Source organism: Rhizobium leguminosarum, from assembly GCF_002953715.1.
Classification (GTDB): Bacteria; Pseudomonadota; Alphaproteobacteria; order Rhizobiales; family Rhizobiaceae; genus Rhizobium; species Rhizobium leguminosarum_V.
This window is the reverse complement of record NZ_CP025012.1, coordinates 4,843,957-4,860,880: the sequence shown is the minus strand read 5'-3', so window position 1 is coordinate 4,860,880 and position 16,924 is coordinate 4,843,957. Positions and strand designations below refer to the sequence as shown.

Annotated in this window: 19 protein-coding genes; 15 read left to right on the top strand and 4 right to left on the bottom strand. The window is 61.7% G+C overall.

Translation table 11 applies throughout. The annotated features are described in order from the left end of the window. Nucleotides 1-75 precede the first annotated feature (75 nt). Entirely contained in the window at nt 76-1,086 is a 1,011-nt protein-coding gene (locus CUJ84_RS24070; RefSeq protein WP_105008014.1) for a LacI family DNA-binding transcriptional regulator, read from the top strand. 29 nt (nt 1,087-1,115) lie between these two features. On the opposite strand, the gene CUJ84_RS24065 is transcribed toward CUJ84_RS24070, so the two are convergent. The 3 genes from CUJ84_RS24065 to rsmI form a co-directional block, all read right to left on the bottom strand. Further along, complete coding sequence (locus tag CUJ84_RS24065) at nt 1,116-1,619, bottom strand: cupin domain-containing protein (RefSeq protein WP_018244441.1); 504 nt, start codon at nt 1,617-1,619, stop codon at nt 1,116-1,118. 118 nt (nt 1,620-1,737) lie between these two features. Then, nucleotides 1,738-2,106 carry a YraN family protein gene (locus CUJ84_RS24060; RefSeq protein WP_105008013.1) on the bottom strand — a complete coding sequence of 123 codons (369 nt, stop codon included), beginning with the start codon at nt 2,104-2,106 and terminating at the stop codon, nt 1,738-1,740. Next, nucleotides 2,096-3,013 (bottom strand): 16S rRNA (cytidine(1402)-2'-O)-methyltransferase, encoded by a 918-nt coding sequence (rsmI, locus tag CUJ84_RS24055; RefSeq protein WP_105008012.1) that lies wholly within the window; start codon nt 3,011-3,013, stop codon nt 2,096-2,098. Before rsmI ends, CUJ84_RS24060 begins: the two co-directional genes overlap by 11 nt. 259 nt (nt 3,014-3,272) lie before the next feature. Between rsmI and dnaN the strand changes: the two genes are divergently transcribed. From dnaN to CUJ84_RS38400, 8 genes are all read left to right on the top strand, one after another. Next, complete coding sequence (gene dnaN, locus CUJ84_RS24050; RefSeq protein WP_105008011.1) at nt 3,273-4,391, top strand: DNA polymerase III subunit beta; 1,119 nt, start codon at nt 3,273-3,275, stop codon at nt 4,389-4,391. Between the two features lie 51 nt (nt 4,392-4,442). Then, nucleotides 4,443-5,354 carry a DUF72 domain-containing protein gene (locus CUJ84_RS24045; RefSeq protein ID WP_105008010.1) on the top strand — a complete coding sequence of 304 codons (912 nt, stop codon included), beginning with the start codon at nt 4,443-4,445 and terminating at the stop codon, nt 5,352-5,354. A gap of 95 nt (nt 5,355-5,449) precedes the next feature. Next, nucleotides 5,450-6,049: a phospholipid N-methyltransferase PmtA gene (gene pmtA / locus CUJ84_RS24040; RefSeq protein ID WP_105008009.1), complete on the top strand. Its 600-nt coding sequence runs from the start codon at nt 5,450-5,452 to the stop codon at nt 6,047-6,049. A 1-nt stretch (nt 6,050) separates the two neighbouring features. Next, entirely contained in the window at nt 6,051-6,632 is a 582-nt protein-coding gene (locus tag CUJ84_RS24035) for a histidine phosphatase family protein (protein WP_105008008.1), read from the top strand. Between the two features lie 6 nt (nt 6,633-6,638). Further along, complete coding sequence (pyrF, locus tag CUJ84_RS24030; protein WP_105008007.1) at nt 6,639-7,346, top strand: orotidine-5'-phosphate decarboxylase; 708 nt, start codon at nt 6,639-6,641, stop codon at nt 7,344-7,346. A gap of 28 nt (nt 7,347-7,374) precedes the next feature. Beyond that, nucleotides 7,375-7,662 carry a DUF1330 domain-containing protein gene (locus CUJ84_RS24025; protein ID WP_105008006.1) on the top strand — a complete coding sequence of 96 codons (288 nt, stop codon included), beginning with the start codon at nt 7,375-7,377 and terminating at the stop codon, nt 7,660-7,662. Nucleotides 7,663-7,775: 113 nt separating this feature from the next. Continuing rightward, entirely contained in the window at nt 7,776-8,756 is a 981-nt protein-coding gene (locus tag CUJ84_RS24020; protein ID WP_105008005.1) for a complex I NDUFA9 subunit family protein, read from the top strand. A 285-nt stretch (nt 8,757-9,041) separates the two neighbouring features. After that, a complete protein-coding gene (locus tag CUJ84_RS38400; protein ID WP_003544729.1) occupies nt 9,042-9,194 on the top strand; it encodes a hypothetical protein in 153 nt (50 codons plus the stop codon). 245 nt (nt 9,195-9,439) lie between these two features. Here CUJ84_RS38400 and CUJ84_RS24015 read toward each other — a convergent pair whose 3' ends face one another. Then, nucleotides 9,440-10,237, bottom strand: a complete 798-nt coding sequence (locus CUJ84_RS24015; RefSeq protein ID WP_105008004.1) for an undecaprenyl-diphosphate phosphatase — start codon at nt 10,235-10,237, stop codon at nt 9,440-9,442. Nucleotides 10,238-10,469: 232 nt separating this feature from the next. On the opposite strand from CUJ84_RS24015, the gene CUJ84_RS24010 reads away from it, so the two are divergent. From CUJ84_RS24010 to CUJ84_RS23985, 6 genes are all read left to right on the top strand, one after another. Further along, nucleotides 10,470-11,162 carry a glutathione S-transferase family protein gene (locus CUJ84_RS24010; RefSeq protein ID WP_003544722.1) on the top strand — a complete coding sequence of 231 codons (693 nt, stop codon included), beginning with the start codon at nt 10,470-10,472 and terminating at the stop codon, nt 11,160-11,162. A 12-nt stretch (nt 11,163-11,174) separates the two neighbouring features. Further along, on the top strand, nt 11,175-12,332 hold the full coding sequence (gene queG / locus CUJ84_RS24005) for a tRNA epoxyqueuosine(34) reductase QueG (protein WP_105008003.1): 1,158 nt from the start codon (nt 11,175-11,177) through the stop codon (nt 12,330-12,332). Further along, nucleotides 12,332-13,204, top strand: a complete 873-nt coding sequence (locus tag CUJ84_RS24000; protein WP_105008002.1) for an SDR family oxidoreductase — start codon at nt 12,332-12,334, stop codon at nt 13,202-13,204. Before queG ends, CUJ84_RS24000 begins: the two co-directional genes overlap by 1 nt. A gap of 406 nt (nt 13,205-13,610) precedes the next feature. Continuing rightward, nucleotides 13,611-13,973: a septal ring lytic transglycosylase RlpA family protein gene (locus CUJ84_RS23995; protein ID WP_011650128.1), complete on the top strand. Its 363-nt coding sequence runs from the start codon at nt 13,611-13,613 to the stop codon at nt 13,971-13,973. A gap of 143 nt (nt 13,974-14,116) precedes the next feature. Beyond that, nucleotides 14,117-15,406: an RsmB/NOP family class I SAM-dependent RNA methyltransferase gene (locus CUJ84_RS23990; RefSeq protein WP_105008001.1), complete on the top strand. Its 1,290-nt coding sequence runs from the start codon at nt 14,117-14,119 to the stop codon at nt 15,404-15,406. A gap of 214 nt (nt 15,407-15,620) precedes the next feature. Beyond that, the gene (locus CUJ84_RS23985; protein ID WP_105008000.1) at nt 15,621-16,898 is read left to right on the top strand and encodes an imelysin family protein; all 1,278 of its coding nucleotides are present in this window, start codon (nt 15,621-15,623) and stop codon (nt 16,896-16,898) included. Nucleotides 16,899-16,924: the final 26 nt, after the last annotated feature.

Here is a 16,924-nt window from a genome sequence, read left to right as displayed (position 1 = left end):
CCATTAGCTGGAAGCTTCGATCAGGCGCTCTTCGGTGCCTTCCGAAGGCGCAGAGAAAGGGCCACTGTTTCCGTTATGTCAAAGGTCGGGATTCGAGAGGTTGCCAAGCTTGCGGGAGTTTCCACCGGGACCGTTTCGCGGGTTTTGAATGATCATCCCTCCGTGACGAAGGAATTGCGGGCGCGCGTCACAGCGATCATCAAAGACCTCGGCTATACGCCCGACCCGTCGGCGCGAAGCATGCGCGGCAAGGTCAGCCGGCTGATCGGCATCGTCATTCCGGATCTGACCAATCCCTTCTTCGCGGAGCTTGTCCAATCGGCGGAACAGGCGGCGGCAAATCACGGCTATAATATCATCGTCATGACGTCGTTTGATCACGCGGCCAAGGAGGCTGACCGCATCAAGCAGCTGACCAGCCGAAAGGTCGACGGCATCATGCTCGTTCCCAGCAATGATTTCCACACACTCAAGCTGCCGAAGGGATTGCCGATCGTCGTCGTCGACCGTCTCATGCCGGGATATTCCGGCATAGCCGCCGATCACCGCAATGGGGTTCGGCTTGGCGTCGAGCATCTTTTGCAGCTCGGCCATCGCCGCATCGGCTTCATTTCGGGGCCAGGGCACTCCGTCCCCGCCAACGATCGCCTCAGGGGCTATCTCGATGCAATCGAGCAGGCGGATGACAGAACGCCAATGGCGGGGCCACCGCTGATCGCCGAGGCGGCTTTCGACTATGAGAGCGGCCGTTCGGCTGGAAATTATCTTCTGGCCCGCGCGCGAAACGAGCGGCCGACGGCGATCTTTGCAAGTTCGGACCAGCAGGCAATCGGCTGCATGCGGGCAGCGCATGATCTGGGAATCCCGATACCTGCAGCCCTTTCGATCCTCGGCTTCGACGGTATCCCGCTCGCAAGCATGACAACGCCACGCCTGACGACAGTGAAACAGCCGATTCAAGACATAGCCGCAGCGGCGGTGGCCGTTCTGTTGAACAAGCAAACCGCGCCCGACCTCGACAATCCGATCCTATTCGCCTGCGAGGTCTTGAAGGGCGAAACAACTGCCCCGCCTCAGCCCGATTAGCGCATAGGCCCGAACATCGAAGTCGATCTTCAGGCGGCGATACCCTGGTTGCCGCTGTTGCGCAGCATGTTGCGGAGACGGTAGGCGATCGCCAAGGGCTTCGGGAAAGGCTTGCGCAGGAAGGCGACCTTGCGGACATAATTGTCGACCCGCCAGCTCGCCCAGGTTCCGCCGGCGAAAAAGGCGACGTCACCGGCGCGCAGGGTTCGTTCCGTGCCGTCCTCGGCGGTGATATGAACCTCGCCTTCGAGGATCATCACAGTCTCGTCCCAGCCGAAGCGCCAGCGGAATTCGCCCGCCGTGCAGTCCCAGATCGCCGTCAGCGATGCTTCGTCATGGCCGCGCGAATGTTCGGCGGTGCGAGCCTGCGGATTGCCGCTGACGATCCAGTCCGGATTGATCGGCGTCGGCTTCAATGGCAGCAGGTCGCTCGCATGCGCCACGAAGGATTTCCCGGCCGGCTTCGCCACGGCATAAGGCGCGGACCGCGCGGCCATGGCGACCGCACTTGCAAGCATCAGCTTCCAGGCCATGAAACAACCCCCAATTGTTATCCCTACCGAGATTTGACGTAGCAGAGAGTCGTAAGAACCTCGTTCACGCGGGGACTAAAAGTTTAACGATCCGGAAATCCAATGGGTCGAAAGGAGGTCAGAACGCATCAATGAAGTGCCGCGGCAGCCGGCCCGGCATGATCGCCACGATATCATAGCGCTGGGAAAGGCGATCCTGATCCGCCTGACGGGCGAGCCAGAGATCGCTTGCCGCCCGTATGCGCTTCTGCGCGGCGACAGAGACGGCGTCGACCGCCGCGGCCTCGCCATGGCGGGCCTTGACCTCGACGAAGACGGCGAGATCACCCTTGCGGGCAATAATATCGATCTCGCCGAGCCTGGTGCGGTGGCGCAGAGCCAGGATGCGATAGCCCTTCAGCATCAGGAAGGCGGCCGCGACATATTCCGACATGCGGCCCCGGCGCAGCGCCTTCCTCCTGATGGCGGTGAGATCGCTATCGCCCATCGGCGTTCTTGATCTCCAGCAGGCGCTGGTAGAGCACCTTGCGCGGCAGGCCGGTGAGGCGGGCCGCCTCGGTGGCGGCGCCGGCCGTCGGCATGGTCTTCGACAGGTCGGCCAGCATGGCTTCGACATCGGCCTCATCCGTCTCGACCGGCTCCGGCGGACCGATAACGAGGACGATCTCGCCCTTGACGTTTTCCACCTGCTGATAATGCGCGGCAAGGTCGGCAAGCGTGCCGCGGCGGAACTCCTCATAGGTCTTGGTCAGCTCGCGGCAGACGGAGGCGGGCCGAGCGCCGCCCAGCACATCGGCGGCGGCCAGAAGCGTTGCGCCGATCCGATGCGGCGATTCAAAGAAGATCAGCGTCGCGGGTGCCGCCGCAAGTTCACTGAGACGGTCGCGGCGGGCCTTGTCCTTGGCCGGCAGGAAACCGGCGAAAAGGAAGGCATCGTTCGGCAGGCCGGAGCCGACAAGGGCTGCGAGCGGCGCGGAGGCGCCGGGAATGGGAATGACACGGTAACCTGCCACAATCGCCTGTTGCGCGAGCCGATAACCGGGATCGGAGACCAGCGGCGTGCCGGCATCGGAAACCAGCGCCACCGAGCGGCCGGCTTCGAGCGCCTGCAGCAGCCTTGGACCGGCCTCGTCGGCATTGTGCTCGTGATAGGCGAAAGGGCGGTTCTGGATGCCGTAGCGGTCGAGCAGCACGCGGGTGACGCGCGTATCCTCGCAGGCGAGCACATCGGCGCCGGCCAGCGTTTCCAGCCCCCGCAGCGTAATGTCGCCGAGATTGCCGATGGGGGTGGCGACGAGATAGAGCGCCGGCTCCAGCGGCCGCGCCGGCACCGTTGCATTGTGCAGGCGGAAGCTTCGCCGGCTGGTGGCGTCCGCTGTCGTTTCCTCATTCATGCCATTTGCTTTCGTCCCGCCGGCTCGTCGCCGGCATCGAACCCTTATGGGCGAGCCGCACCGCTTCGGCAAGGGTTCGGATTTCTGTGAGCATTGCTCTGGAAAACCGCAAATGCAGGGGTGCCGGCGTCCATGCCTCTTGCAAAGCAATGCTGAAGTCTGCCATTTTGCCCGTCCACTCCCCCGGCCTCAAGCCGGGACAGCATTCTTCGGGTGCTCGACGCGCCCGGACAGTCACGGTCGAAAGCGGTAGCATCCCATGCGTATTACTATTGAGCGGTCAAACCTGTTGAAATCGCTGAACCACGTCCACCGCGTGGTCGAACGTCGCAACACGATCCCGATCCTGTCCAACGTATTGCTCAAGGCCGACGGCCAGAAGCTCGACATGAAGGCGACCGACCTCGACCTCGAAATCACCGAGGCGACACCGGCAAGCGTCGAGCAACCCGGCGCCACCACCGTTCCCGCCCATCTTCTCTACGACATCGTGCGCAAGCTTTCCGACGGCTCGGAAGTGCTGCTGGCCACCAGCCCCGATGGCGGCGCGATGACTGTGCAGTCCGGCCGCTCGAAATTCTCGCTGCAGTGCCTGCCGGAATCGGACTTCCCTGATCTCACCGCCGGCACCTTCACGCATTCCTTCAAGCTGAAGGCGACCGATCTGAAAATGCTGATCGACCGCACCCAGTTCGCGATTTCGACGGAAGAGACGCGTTATTATCTCAACGGCATCTTCTTCCACACGATCGAGAGCAATGGCGAGCTGAAACTCAGGGCGGTTGCGACCGACGGCCATCGGCTGGCGCGCGCCGACGTCGATGCGCCCCCCGGCTCCGAGGGCATGCCCGGCATCATCATTCCGCGCAAGACGGTCGGCGAGTTGCAGAAGCTGGTCGACAATCCCGAAACGACGGTGACCGTCGAGGTCTCCGACGCCAAGATACGGCTGACGATCGGCTCGATCGTCATGACCTCGAAACTGATCGACGGCACCTTCCCGGATTATCAGCGCGTCATCCCGACAGGCAACGACAAGGAAATGCGCGTCGACTGCACGAGTTTCGCACAGGCCGTCGACCGCGTCTCGACCATCTCCTCCGAGCGCGGACGCGCCGTCAAGCTGGCGCTTTCCGAGGGGCAGCTGATGCTGACCGTCAACAATCCCGATTCCGGCAGCGCGACCGAAGAAGTCGCCGTCGGCTACGACACGGACGCGATGGAAATCGGCTTCAACGCGAAATACCTGCTCGACATCACCGCCCAGCTTTCCGGCGAGGAAGCGATCTTCCTGCTTGCCGATGCCGGCTCGCCGACGCTGATCCGCGACACGGCGGGTGACGATGCGCTCTACGTGCTGATGCCGATGCGCGTCTGACGGAACGAAGGCCGCCGCTTGCCGTTTCCTCCTGTCAAAACGGAGGATCCCATGACCAAAAAGACGGGAACGGTGCGCATCGGCATATCCGGCTGGACCTATGCGCCCTGGCGCGGCCAATTCTACCCGAAGGACCTGCGGCAGAAGCAGGAGCTTTCCTACGCCGCCCGGCACTTCCCTTCGATCGAGATCAACGGCACTTTCTATGGATTGCAGCGGCCCGAAAGCTTCGGCCGCTGGCGCGACGAGACGCCGGATGATTTCGTCTTCGCCGTCAAGGGACCGCGTTTCATCACCCATATGCTGCGACTGCAGGATATCCAGACGGCGCTCGCCAATTTCCTCGCCTCCGGCGTTTTGCGGCTTGGCCCCAAGCTCGGGCCGATCCTCTGGCAATTCCCGCCGAACATGGTCTTCGACCCATCCCTTTTCGAAAGTTTTTTGTCGCTGCTGCCGCATGACCGCGACGCAGCGATAGCGCTTGCCAAGCGGCACGACTGGCATATCAAGGGACCGGCCTGGCTTAAATGCGACGGGCATCAGCCGATCCGGCATGCGCTGGAGATTCGCCACGAGAGCTTCCGCTCCCCCGCCTTCATCGAGATGCTCAGGCGCCACAAGGTCGCTCTCGTCTGCGCCGATACGGTGAAATGGCCGCTGCTCATGGATATCACCGCCGACTTTGTTTATTGCCGCCTGCATGGCTCCGAAAAGCTCTATGTCAGCGGCTACGAGGACGAAGCCCTCGACATCTGGGCGCAACGTATCCGCGCTTGGGCAACGGGCGGAGAACCTGAGAATGCGACGCGAGTGCTGGCGCCCGTGCCAGTGCGCAACAAGAGCCGAGACGTTTATCTATACTTCGACAATACCGACGTGAAGCTGCGCGCGCCTATCGATGCCGATCACCTGAGCCATAGGCTCGCCGATCTCATGCCTCATTCAGCGCCCGAAGCTGCATGACCTGTTGATGCCGATGTCCTTGTTGCGAAAATCCTTGTCCCTTAAGCGACAAGCGGCATATTAAGGCATTCGATCAACATGCGGATGGGTGGAGAATGAGCTTACGGGTCAAGGTGAAGGAACGGCTGGGCAAGAGGTTCGACGACGAGATCCGCTTCTTCCGAGGCATGATGCAGGGGCCGAAGACGGTGGGCTCGATCGTGCCGACCTCCTCGATCACGGCGAAGCGCATGGCAAGCGTCGTCGATATCCATTCCGGGCTGCCGGTGCTTGAACTCGGTCCGGGCACGGGCGCCATCACCAAGGCCATCCTCGGCCGCGGCGTTCGTCCGGAAAATCTCGTTGCGATCGAATATTCGACAGATTTTCATAAACATCTGCTGCGGACCTATCCCGGCGTGCACTTCATCAACGGCGACGCTTTCGATCTTCAGACCACCCTTGGCAATTTCAGTGGTCTCACCTTCGATTCCGTCGTCTCGGGCATTCCGCTTCTGAATTTCCCGATGGCGAAGCGCATCTCGCTGCTCGAAAGCCTGCTCGATCGGCTGCCGGCCGGCCGGCCGATGGTGCAGATTTCCTATGGCGCGATCTCGCCGATCGCCGCCAATCCCGACCGCTACCATATCCAGCATTTCGATTTCGTCATGCGCAACATTCCACCGGCGCAGCTCTGGATCTACAGGCGCGGCTGAGATGTTCGGGATCTACATCACCCATCCGCAGGTCAGGATCGACGCCAACGTGCCGGTGCCGAAATGGGGGCTTTCCGATGTCGGCGCGGCGCGGGCCCGCAAAGCGGCTGAGAGCGGCTGGGCCAAGCAATTGCGGCGCATCGTCTCCAGCGACGAGACGAAGGCGATCGAGACGGCCGAAATCCTGGCGGAGGCATCCGGCGTGACCGTCGAGATCGTCCACGCGACGCACGAGAACGACCGCTCGGCCACTGGCTTCCTGCCGCCGCCGCAATTCGAAGAGGCGGCCGACTGGTTCTTCGCCCATCCGGAACAAAGCTTCAAGGGCTGGGAGCGCGCCGTCGACGCGCAGGCCCGCATCGTCGAGGCTGTTAACGCCGTTCTTGCCACGCATGATGCGACGGCGCCGATCGCCTTTGTCGGCCATGGCGGCGTCGGCACGCTGCTCAAATGCCATCTGGCGGGCAGCCCGATCGCGCGCGACCGCGACCAGCCCGGCGGCGGCGGCAATCTCTATGCTTTCGGTCTTGCGGATCGCCGCTTATCATGCGACTGGACACCCATCGAAGACTGGCAAGGGTGACTTCAGATGGACGCACGCGAGCGGTTGATCGTCGGCCTGGATGTTCCAACGATCGGCGAGGCGGAAAGACTGGTTTCCACGCTCGGCGACGACATTCTCTTCTATAAGATCGGCTATCAGCTGGTCTTTGCCGGCGGCCTGGAATTCGCCCGCGATCTTGCCGCCAGCGGCAAGAAGATCTTTCTCGACATGAAGCTGCTCGACATCGACAACACCGTTGCCTCCGGCGTCGAGAACATCGCCAAGATGGGCATGTCGATGCTGACGCTGCATGCCTATCCGAAAGCCATGAAGGCGGCGGTCGAGGCCGCGGCCGGCTCCGGCCTCTGCCTGCTCGGCGTGACCGTGCTGACCTCGATGGATGCCGATGACCTTGCCGAGGCCGGTTACAGCCAGGATCCGCACAGCCTGGTGCTGCGCCGCGCCGAACAGGCGCGCGCAGCCGGCATGGGCGGTATCGTCTGCTCGGCGGAGGAAGCAGCTGCGGTGCGCGAGATCGTCGGACCCGAGATGGCGATCGTCACCCCCGGCATTCGCCCTGATGGTAGCGACAAGGGCGATCAGAAGCGGGTGATGACGCCTTTCGACGCGCTGAAGGCGGGAGCGACGCATCTCGTTGTCGGTCGGCCTGTCGTCAAGGCGCCGGATCCCCGAGATGCCGCCCGTGCGATCCTCAGCGAGATGGTGACGGCACTCTGGCCGGCAAACCGCTAATAGTTTCAACGACAAAAGGGAGAAGACCATGGCCAAGGGATATTGGATCGCCCGCGTCGATGTTCGCGATGTCGAGCGCTACAAGGATTATGTGACCGCCGCCAAGCCGGCCTTCGAAAAATATGGCGCGAATTTCCTGGCGCGTGGCGGCGCCTTTACCGAACTCGAGGGCAAGGCGCGTGTGCGCAACGTGGTGATCGAATTCCCGTCGATGCAACATGCCGTCGACTGCTATAATTCGCCGGAATACCAGATCGCCGCGAAAATCCGCCAGGAAGTGGCGGATGCGGAAATGGTCGTCGTCGAAGGCGTCTAGAGCGCGGTCACATCCCAAAAAACTGACGGCCTGATGGGCCTTCCCGTCGCGCCGGGATTCGGCTAAGACGAGAGCCAATCAAGCATCCCGCACAGCCTTTCGAGGAGCCTGCCATGACCCTTGCCAACCTGCCGCCGCTCGTCACCGTGTTCGGAGGGTCCGGCTTCGTGGGCAGGCACGTGGTTCGGGCGCTGGCCAAGCGCGGCTATAACATCCGCGTCGCCGTGCGCCGTCCCGATCTCGCCGGCTTCCTGCAGCCGCTCGGCAATGTCGGCCAGATTTCCTTCGTGCAGGCGAACCTGCGCTATCGCAGCTCGATCGACCGCGCCGTCGACGGGGCGAGCCACGTCGTCAACTGCGTCGGCATTCTGCACGAGGCCGGCCGCAACACCTTCGACGCCGTGCAGGAATTCGGCGGCCGTGCGGTCGCCGAAGCGGCGCGTAGCGCGGGTGCGACGCTGACGCATATTTCGGCGATCGGCGCCGACGCGAAATCCGATTCAGACTATGGCCGCTCCAAGGGTCGCGCCGAAACGGCCATCCTCTCGGTCAAGCCCGATGCCGTGATCTTCCGTCCGTCGATCGTCTTCGGACCGGAGGACAGCTTCTTCAACAAGTTCGCCGAGATGGCGCGCATGTCGCCGATCCTGCCGCTGGTCGGCGGCGGCAAGACGAAATTCCAGCCTGTCTATGTCGAGGATGTCGCTGAGGCCGTTGCCCGCGCCGTCGACGGAAAGGTTGCCGGCGGCAAGGTCTATGAGCTTGGCGGGCCTGAGCTGCTCAGCTTCCGCGAATGTCTCGAGACGATGCTGAAGGTAACGTGCCGCAAGAACCCGCTGGTATCCCTGCCCTTCGGCATCGCTTCGATGATCGGCAGCATCGCTTCGCTGGTCCCCTTCATAACGCCGCCGATCACGCCCGATCAGGTGCGCCTGCTGAAGCGCGACAACATCGTCTCCAGGGAAGCCGAGGCGGAAGGCCGCACGCTGAAGGGCCTCGGCATTGCGCCCACCATGGTGGCATCGGTGCTTGGCTCCTACCTCGTGCACTATCGTCCGCACGGCCAGTACACCGGCACCGGCAAGGCTGCCTGACCATCTTTTCCAACCGATGCGACTTGGCCGTCTGCGGATCCCGTGGGCGGCCTTTTGACGTTGCCGTGTCATGCAAAGCCCGGCGCAAGTCTGGGATGTTTTGGTGTCCACCACATTGAGTTGCGTTGCATAAAAGACGCATCGGAATTTTTGTGGAATTAACGCGAAATTTAGCAGGAACGTTTATTGCTATTTGCCATTCCACTGACTACCAAACCCGCGCGTCTTCCAACGGACTCAACGCCTGCGGTCGCGTGCGGCAATCACTGTGAAAGGCAATTCTCAATGGGCAAGTCAATCGCGCTCCTGTTTGCGTGTGCGGCGCTGGTTATCCTTGCAGGCTCTTTCGTTGCGCCCGGTTCGGTCGCGGCGGTAAAGGGCGATTGTTCGCCAGCCTATGGCGTCGATCCTTGCTCTACGGCCTCGATCATCCATTGACGAAAGCCCGGCCCTGCGCCGGCATCCTGCTCCAAGCAAGCAGCGATCGGAACGCCTGAAAGAGGCGCTCCACAATGAATGTTTAGTCTCGCCTGCATCAAAAACGGCGGCGGACGCTTATCCTCTCAATATTGCTAATCTGAAAAATCGGCGCCCTGCCGGTAATCGAGTATCTATTCGCGAAGTCCGACGGGACATTTGCATTCGCGCCGGGAGTTGCGCGAATGCAATGCGGGACGGATGTCTCAGGCAATCAAGCCGGTCGCGGCCATGCCGAGCAGCAAGACACCGAGAATGATGCGGTAGATCGCAAACAGCGTAAACCGGTTGCTTCTGATATAGGCAAGCAGCCATTTGACCGCGATGAAAGCGACGATCGTGGAAACGACGAAGGCGATGCCGAGCGCCGTCCAGTCTTCGCCCGCCGCTCCGCCATCCTTGAACGTCTTCAGCAATTCATAGCCGCTGGCGGCGTACATTGTGGGGATGCCGACGAGAAAGGCGAATTCCGTCGCCGCGGCGCGGTTGCCGGTGCCTGCCAGCATAGCGACGAAAATCGTGGCGCCGGAGCGCGACGTTCCCGGGAAGACGCCGGCAATGATCTGGGCGATGCCGACCAGGATGGCGACAAGCCAGGTGATCTCTTTATGAGGCGGCCTGCGGGCGGCGGCCCATTCGGCAAAGATCATCCAGATACCGCCGATGATGAGCGCCCAGGCGATCGGTGTTGCGGTCTCCGGAAGTTCAAAGCCAAGCTTCTTGACCACGAGTCCGAGAATTGCGGTGATCAGAAATGCGACGATCAGCTTGGCGGCATAATCGCGGTTGACGGGATCGCGCCAGCCGAGCACCAGATCCAGCAGACGACGCCAGTAGATGATGGTGACGGCGAGGATGGCGCCCGCCTGAATAACGATGTTGAACATATCCGACCGATGTCCGAGCCATTGCTCCGCAATGATCAGGTGGCCGGTGCTCGAGATCGGCAGGAACTCGGTGATCCCCTCTATGACACCGAGAATTGCAGCATTTATATAATCCATACATTGTCTCCGGTTTAAAGTTCGGTCGGGCCTGAGCGCTTGGGCCGATCAGGCTGCCGCTTCCATTCGTTCGTTAGACCGTGTTTCGCCATTATCAGATGGCCTGAAAAATCCGATTCGCTTGTATTGGCGGGACCAAGCTCCTATAGCTTCAACCAATGAGTCATGACTAGGGCGCTACAATTGAGCTGCCACACAGTCCTGTAACAGCAATCACAACGCCCGAGTATCGATGCCCACGCTTTATCATCATCCCATGTCATCCGCATCTCGCTTCGTCCGGTTGATCCTGGCGGAATACGGCTATCAGGCGGATCTGATCGAGGAGCAGACATGGGAGAAGCGCCGGGATTTCCTGGCGCTCAATCCGGCCGGCACGCTGCCGGTCTATGTCGACGACAGCATGCGCGCGCTCTGCGGCGCGAGCGTCATTTCCGAATATCTGGACGAGACGCACGGCGTCTTGAAACGCGACCGGCGGCTGCTCGCCGAAGACCCTTTCCAGCGGGCGGAAATCCGCCGGCTGACCGAATGGTTCATGCAGAAGATGGAAAACGACGTGACCAAGCCGCTCGCCCGCGAGCGTGTCTATAAGTTGCAGATGACCGCCGATCAGGGCGGCGGAGCGCCGGATTCCAAGGTTTTGCGCACGGCCCGCGCGAATATCCGCCAGCATATGCGCTATCTCACCTGGCTTGCCGGCTCGCGTCAATGGCTGGCGGGCGAGCGGATGAGCTATGCCGACCTTGCCGCAGCAGCCTCGATCTCGATCCTCGATTATCTCGGTGAGATCGAATGGGCGGATTCGCCGGTCGTCAAGGACTGGTACCAGCGGCTGAAGTCGCGTCCCTCCTTCCGGCCGATGCTGACCGAGCGCGTGCGCGGCCTGACACCGGTTTCACACTATGCCGATCTGGATTTCTGACGAGGGCTCTTCATGCCCGAACCTGACAATGCCGACAAAGAGCGCCGTCGCCGCGACAATTTGACCGAGTTCGTCCGGGCGGAATCTGCCGCCAAGGGCTTCGATCTTTGCCGCATCACGCGACCGGACGCGATCCCGCAAGCGAAAGAGCGTCTCGGCCAGTTCATCGATGCCGGGCGCCACGGGACGATGGACTGGATGGCGGAGACGCGCGACCGGCGCGGCGATCCCCGCACACTCTGGAGCGAGGTGCGCTCCGTCGTCGTCTTCGGCCTCAATTACGCCCCGGAGGAAGATCCCCGCGCTATCCTCGACAAGCCGGACAAGGCAGCGATTTCGGTCTATGCCCGCAACCGCGATTATCACGACGTCATCAAGGGCCGGCTGAAGGAGATCGCCACGCGCTTCGCGGCGCGGGCGGGCGCCGATGTAAAGGTCTTCGTCGATACGGCGCCGGTGATGGAAAAGCCCTTAGCGGCGGCGGCCGGGCTCGGCTGGCAGGGCAAACACACCAATCTCGTCAGCCGCATGCATGGTTCCTGGTTGTTCCTCGGCACGATGTTCACCACCGCCGATCTTGTGGTCGACGCGCCGGAGAGCGATCATTGCGGCTCCTGCCGCGCCTGTCTCGACATCTGTCCGACGGCTGCCTTCCCGGCGCCTTACCAGATCGACGCGCGGCGCTGCATCTCCTATCTCACCATCGAGCACAAGGGACCGATCGACGCCGATTTGCGCGTGCTGATCGGCAACCGCGTCTATGGCTGCGACGACTGTCTTGCCGCCTGTCCCTGGAACAAGTTCGCAAGCTCCGCCTCGGAGATGAAGCTCAAGGCGCGGGAAGATCTGAAGGAGCCGTCGATCGCCTTTCTGCTGACGCTCGACGATGCCGCCTTCCGTGGCTTTTTCAGCGGCTCGCCGGTGAAGCGGATCGGCCGCGACCGCTTCGTCCGCAATGTGCTGATCGCCGCCGGCAATTCCGGCGAGACGGCGCTCATCGGGCAATGTCGCGCGCTTTCGGCCGATCCCTCGCCCGTGGTGCGCGGCATGGCGGTCTGGGCGCTTTCCCGGCTGATGGAGGCTGGCGAATTTGCGGCCTTTGCCGCACAAAGGGCGAATGAGAGAGATGACGACGTCCTGAACGAATGGCGATTGGCGGGAGTGGGTTGATGCATGTGATGATCTTTGGCTGCGGTTATTCCGGCACAGCAATCGCCAAGGCCTTTGCCGGCGACGGCGTGCGGGTTTCCGGCACCACGCGTTCGCCAGACAAAGTCGAAGCGCTCCGCCGGAACGGCATCGAAGCATTCCTTTTCGACGGCGAGAACATGGATGAGGAACTGCGCCGAGCGTTGACTGGTGTAACGCATCTGGTCCAGTCGATCGCGCCTGGAAAGGCCGACCCGCTGCTGCGGCTGCTTGACAAAGACGGCGCACGCCTGCTGCCGAAGCTCGAATGGATCGGTTATCTCTCCACCGTCGGCGTCTATGGCGATCACCAGGGCGCCTGGGTGAGTGAGGAAACGCCGTGCCTGCCGGTTTCCGGACGGTCCACCGAACGGCTCGAGGCGGAAGAGGGTTGGCTGGCCATGGGCCGGGAGCGCGGCTTGCCGGCGGCGGTGCTTCGCCTTTCCGGCATCTATGGGCCGGGCCGCAACGCCTTCTGCAATCTGGACAAGGGCACGGCGCGACGGCTGATCAAGAAGGACCAGGTGTTCAACCGCATCCGCGTCGAGGATATTGGCGCTGCGACACGCTTTCTGTCGGAGCACAGCCTCGGCGGCATCTATAATGTCACCGACGACCGGCCCGGCCCGCCGCAGGATGTGATCGTCGAGGCAGCCCGGCTGATGGGCGTCGAACCGCCGCCGGAGCAGGCGTTCGAGACCGCCGAACTGACGCCGATGGCGCGCACTTTCTACGGCGAGAACAAACGGGTTTCGAACGCGAAACTGAAGGCCGCCGGATTCGAATTCTCCTTCCCGAACTATCCCATGTCGCTTGCGCAATTATGGCGGGATGGACGCTGGCGTGGGGAGTAGAACTCAGTCCTGTTTGCGACGGATACGTTCACCCAAAATGAGTAGGAAATTCCTACTTTCCCGCTTTGGGCGGACAATTTTCGCCATATCTTATGGTTAACGGCCCTTGAATTTGCCCAAATGTGGCAGCAAATATGGCAAAACCGGAAAAATATTTTCGCGATTTTCGTGAACGCCATGACGTTAACTATCCCTTCGGAAAATTCGTTCGGATTTTAACTGATTTTATTAGGTTTTTTCCACGCTTCGGCGTCGCGCACATTCCTGGAATCCCGACATCACACTCACGAATGTTACCGATTGTAATATTCCGTGAACAGCAGCGGCACTTTTTCGCCACTTTTTCACAGATTTAAGCCCCGCCGCCTGCAAGGGCGTGAGTTCAATAGTTGAGGGATACTCTGTTTTGAAGAACATTCGTCGTTCTATTATCGCCGCTGTAACTATTGCAGCCTGTTCTTCCATGCTTCCGGCGGAGGGTTTTGCTGGCAATGGTTGTGGCGGTGCTTCATGGTACGCACTTCGCTCCAAAACTGCTTCCGGGGAACGTATGAACCCTGCCATCTTGACTGCCGCACATCGTTCGCTTGCTTTCGGCACCAAGGTGAAGGTCACCAACCGCAACAATGGCCGCACCGTCGTCGTTCGTATCAACGATCGTGGTCCGTTCATCCGTGGTCGTGTGATCGACCTGTCGCGCGCCGCCGCGCAGAATATCGGCATGGTGAGCTCCGGCACTGCGAAGGTCTGCTACCAGGTCGTCAGCTGAGGCCACACTGACTGCGCCGGAAGCGGCGCTTGCTCTTGCCGTCAATCGCGGTTACCACCCGGTTGAGACTCGTGAACAAACGACTACGTGACACTCGCGTTTGCGCTGATCGTTCACACGCCACGGCAATAGGAGACATGTGAATGCGTCTGGGCGGCCGCCTCGAAGGGGCGATTTCTGTGCTCGCGGACATCGATGCCCGCAAGCGGCCTGTCGCCGACGCGCTGAAGGACTGGGGCCTTGCGCACCGCTTCGCCGGCTCCGGCGATCGTGCTGCGATCGGCAACATCGTCTATGACGCACTGCGCATGCGGCTTTCCCATGCCTGGCTGATGGATGACGACAGTCCTGCTGCCATTGCCCATGCCGTCATGTTCCGCCAATGGGGTTTCACACCTGACAGTCTTGGCAGTGAGTTGGCGGATGACAAGTTTGCGCCAGCACCGCTTTCAGCCGACGCTGTTGCGGCCTTTCAAAGCCGCTCGCTCGACGATGCGCCGCTGCATATTCGCGGCGATATCCCCGAATGGGTCCAACCCTCCTTCGAACAGGCCTTTGGCGCCGGATGGCTTGCCGAGGCACAGGCACTTGCCGCCCGACCGACGCTCGATCTGCGCGCCAACCTGCTCAAGGCCTCCCGCGACAAGGTCGTCAAGGCACTCGAAAGAGCCAACGCGCATGCTGCGAAGATCGCCCGCCACGGCATCCGGATTGCCGCCGGCGAAGGCGCCTCGCGTCTTCCCAACGTGACAGCCGAGCTTTCGTTCCAGAAAGGCTGGTTCGAAGTTCAGGATGAGGGATCGCAGATCGTCGCCGACCTGGTGCTCGCCCATGATGGCGAACAGGTTCTCGACTATTGCGCCGGCGGCGGCGGCAAGACGCTCGCCATGGCGGCGGCCATGCAGAACAAGGGACAGGTTCACGCCTATGACGCCGATCGCAAACGACTGGCGCCGATCATCGAGCGGCTGAAGCGGGCGGGAACACGCAATGTCCAGGTGCATGACGATGCCAGGGCGCTCTCCGCCCTTGCCGGACGCTGCGACAAGGTGCTGGTCGACGCGCCCTGCACCGGCACCGGCACATGGCGGCGGCGCCCCGATACGAAATGGCGGCTGACGGCGAAGAACCTCGACGAACGCACCACCCAGCAGCAGGACGCGCTGGCGCAGGCGAGCGGCTTCGTCAAATCAGGCGGCGAACTGATCTACGTCACCTGCTCGGTCCTGCCCCAGGAGAACGAGGAACAGGTGCGCCGCTTCACGGCTGACAATCCTGATTTTCAAATCGTCAGCGCCCTGCCTGCCTGGGATCAGCTTTTCGGGAAAGACGCCCCGCGTCCGCATTCTTCCGACGGCCTGACGGTGACGCTGACGCCCGCCTCCACCGACACGGACGGCTTCTTCTTCTGCCGTATGCAGCGGAGGGGCTGACGCGGTTTAGCGGAGGCCTGCAACGGATAGCGATGCCGCGGCGAAATGGCGCGGTTGCTGCCGATTTTTCAAGCAGATGCCGTTCAAAAATGACCGGTTAGCCACGCCTGTCCATTCTTAAAATCATTCCAAACTAGAGTGTTTGACACCAGTTTGCTTTTGCGCGAAGAGACGGAGCCCGATTAGACGGAAAATCCCGTCACAGGAGAGGATCATGAAGCTCAACCGCAAATTCCGCGCAGCCGTGCTGGCGATCGCCCCCGCCGCCCTGCTCGTCCTTCCCGCGCATGCCGCGGCCGATGCTGCTAGCGTGGTGAAACACTATGCCGACGTGGCGCATGCAAAATACGAAGACTCGCTGACGACGGCCAAGGCGCTCGACGCCGCGATCGACGCCTTCCTGAAAGCGCCGACCGACGCGACGCTGAAAGCCGCCAGGGAGGCCTGGATCAAGGCACGCGTTCCCTACCAGCAGACGGAAGTCTATCGCTTCGGCAATCCGATTGTCGACGACTGGGAAGGCAAGGTCAATGCGTGGCCGCTCGATGAAGGCCTGATCGACTATGTCGATGCCTCCTACGGTACCGAGAGCGACGAAAATTCCCTCTATGTGGCAAATGTCATCGCCAACAAGACGATCAAGATCGACGGCAAGGATGTCGACGCTTCCAAGCTGACGCCGGAATTTCTCTCCGGCACACTGGCCGAGGCCGGCGGCATCGAAGCCAATGTCGCGACCGGCTATCATGCCATCGAATTCCTGCTCTGGGGTCAGGATCTGAACGGCACGGGGCCTGGCGCCGGCGACCGTCCGGCAACGGATTACGATCTCAAGAACTGCACGCACGGCAATTGCGACCGCCGCGCCGAATATCTGAAATCCGCCTCCACCCTGCTCGTTTCCGACCTGCAGGAAATGACCGACAACTGGACGCCGAACGGTGCTGCGACGAAGAACGTCGAAGCCGATCCGAAGGCCGGCCTCGTCGCGATCCTGACGGGCATGGGTTCGCTTTCCTACGGCGAGCTTGCCGGCGAGCGCATGAAGCTCGGCCTGCTGCTGCACGATCCGGAAGAAGAGCATGATTGCTTCTCGGACAATACCTACAACTCACATCTCAACGACGCGATCGGCATCGCCGCCGCCTATACCGGCAACTATACCCGCGTCGACGGCACTAAGCTCAGCGGCCCGTCGCTGCACGATCTGGTGGCCGCCAAGGACAAGGCGCTCGATGCCGAAGTGGAAGGCAAGCTCAACAAGACGCTCGACGCGATGAATGCCATGGCTAAGCGCGGCGAGACGGTCGAGAAGTACGACCAGATGATCGCCGAGGGCAACAAGGAAGGCAATGCCGTCGTCCAGGCCGCCATCGACGGGCTGATCGACCAGACGAAATCGGTGCAGCGCGTTATTGCCGCACTCGATCTCGGCACGGTTCAGCTTGAAGGTTCCGACAGCTTGGATAATCCTAACGCCGTCTTCAAATAAGCAAAAAGGCGGGCCGCTTCGAAAGC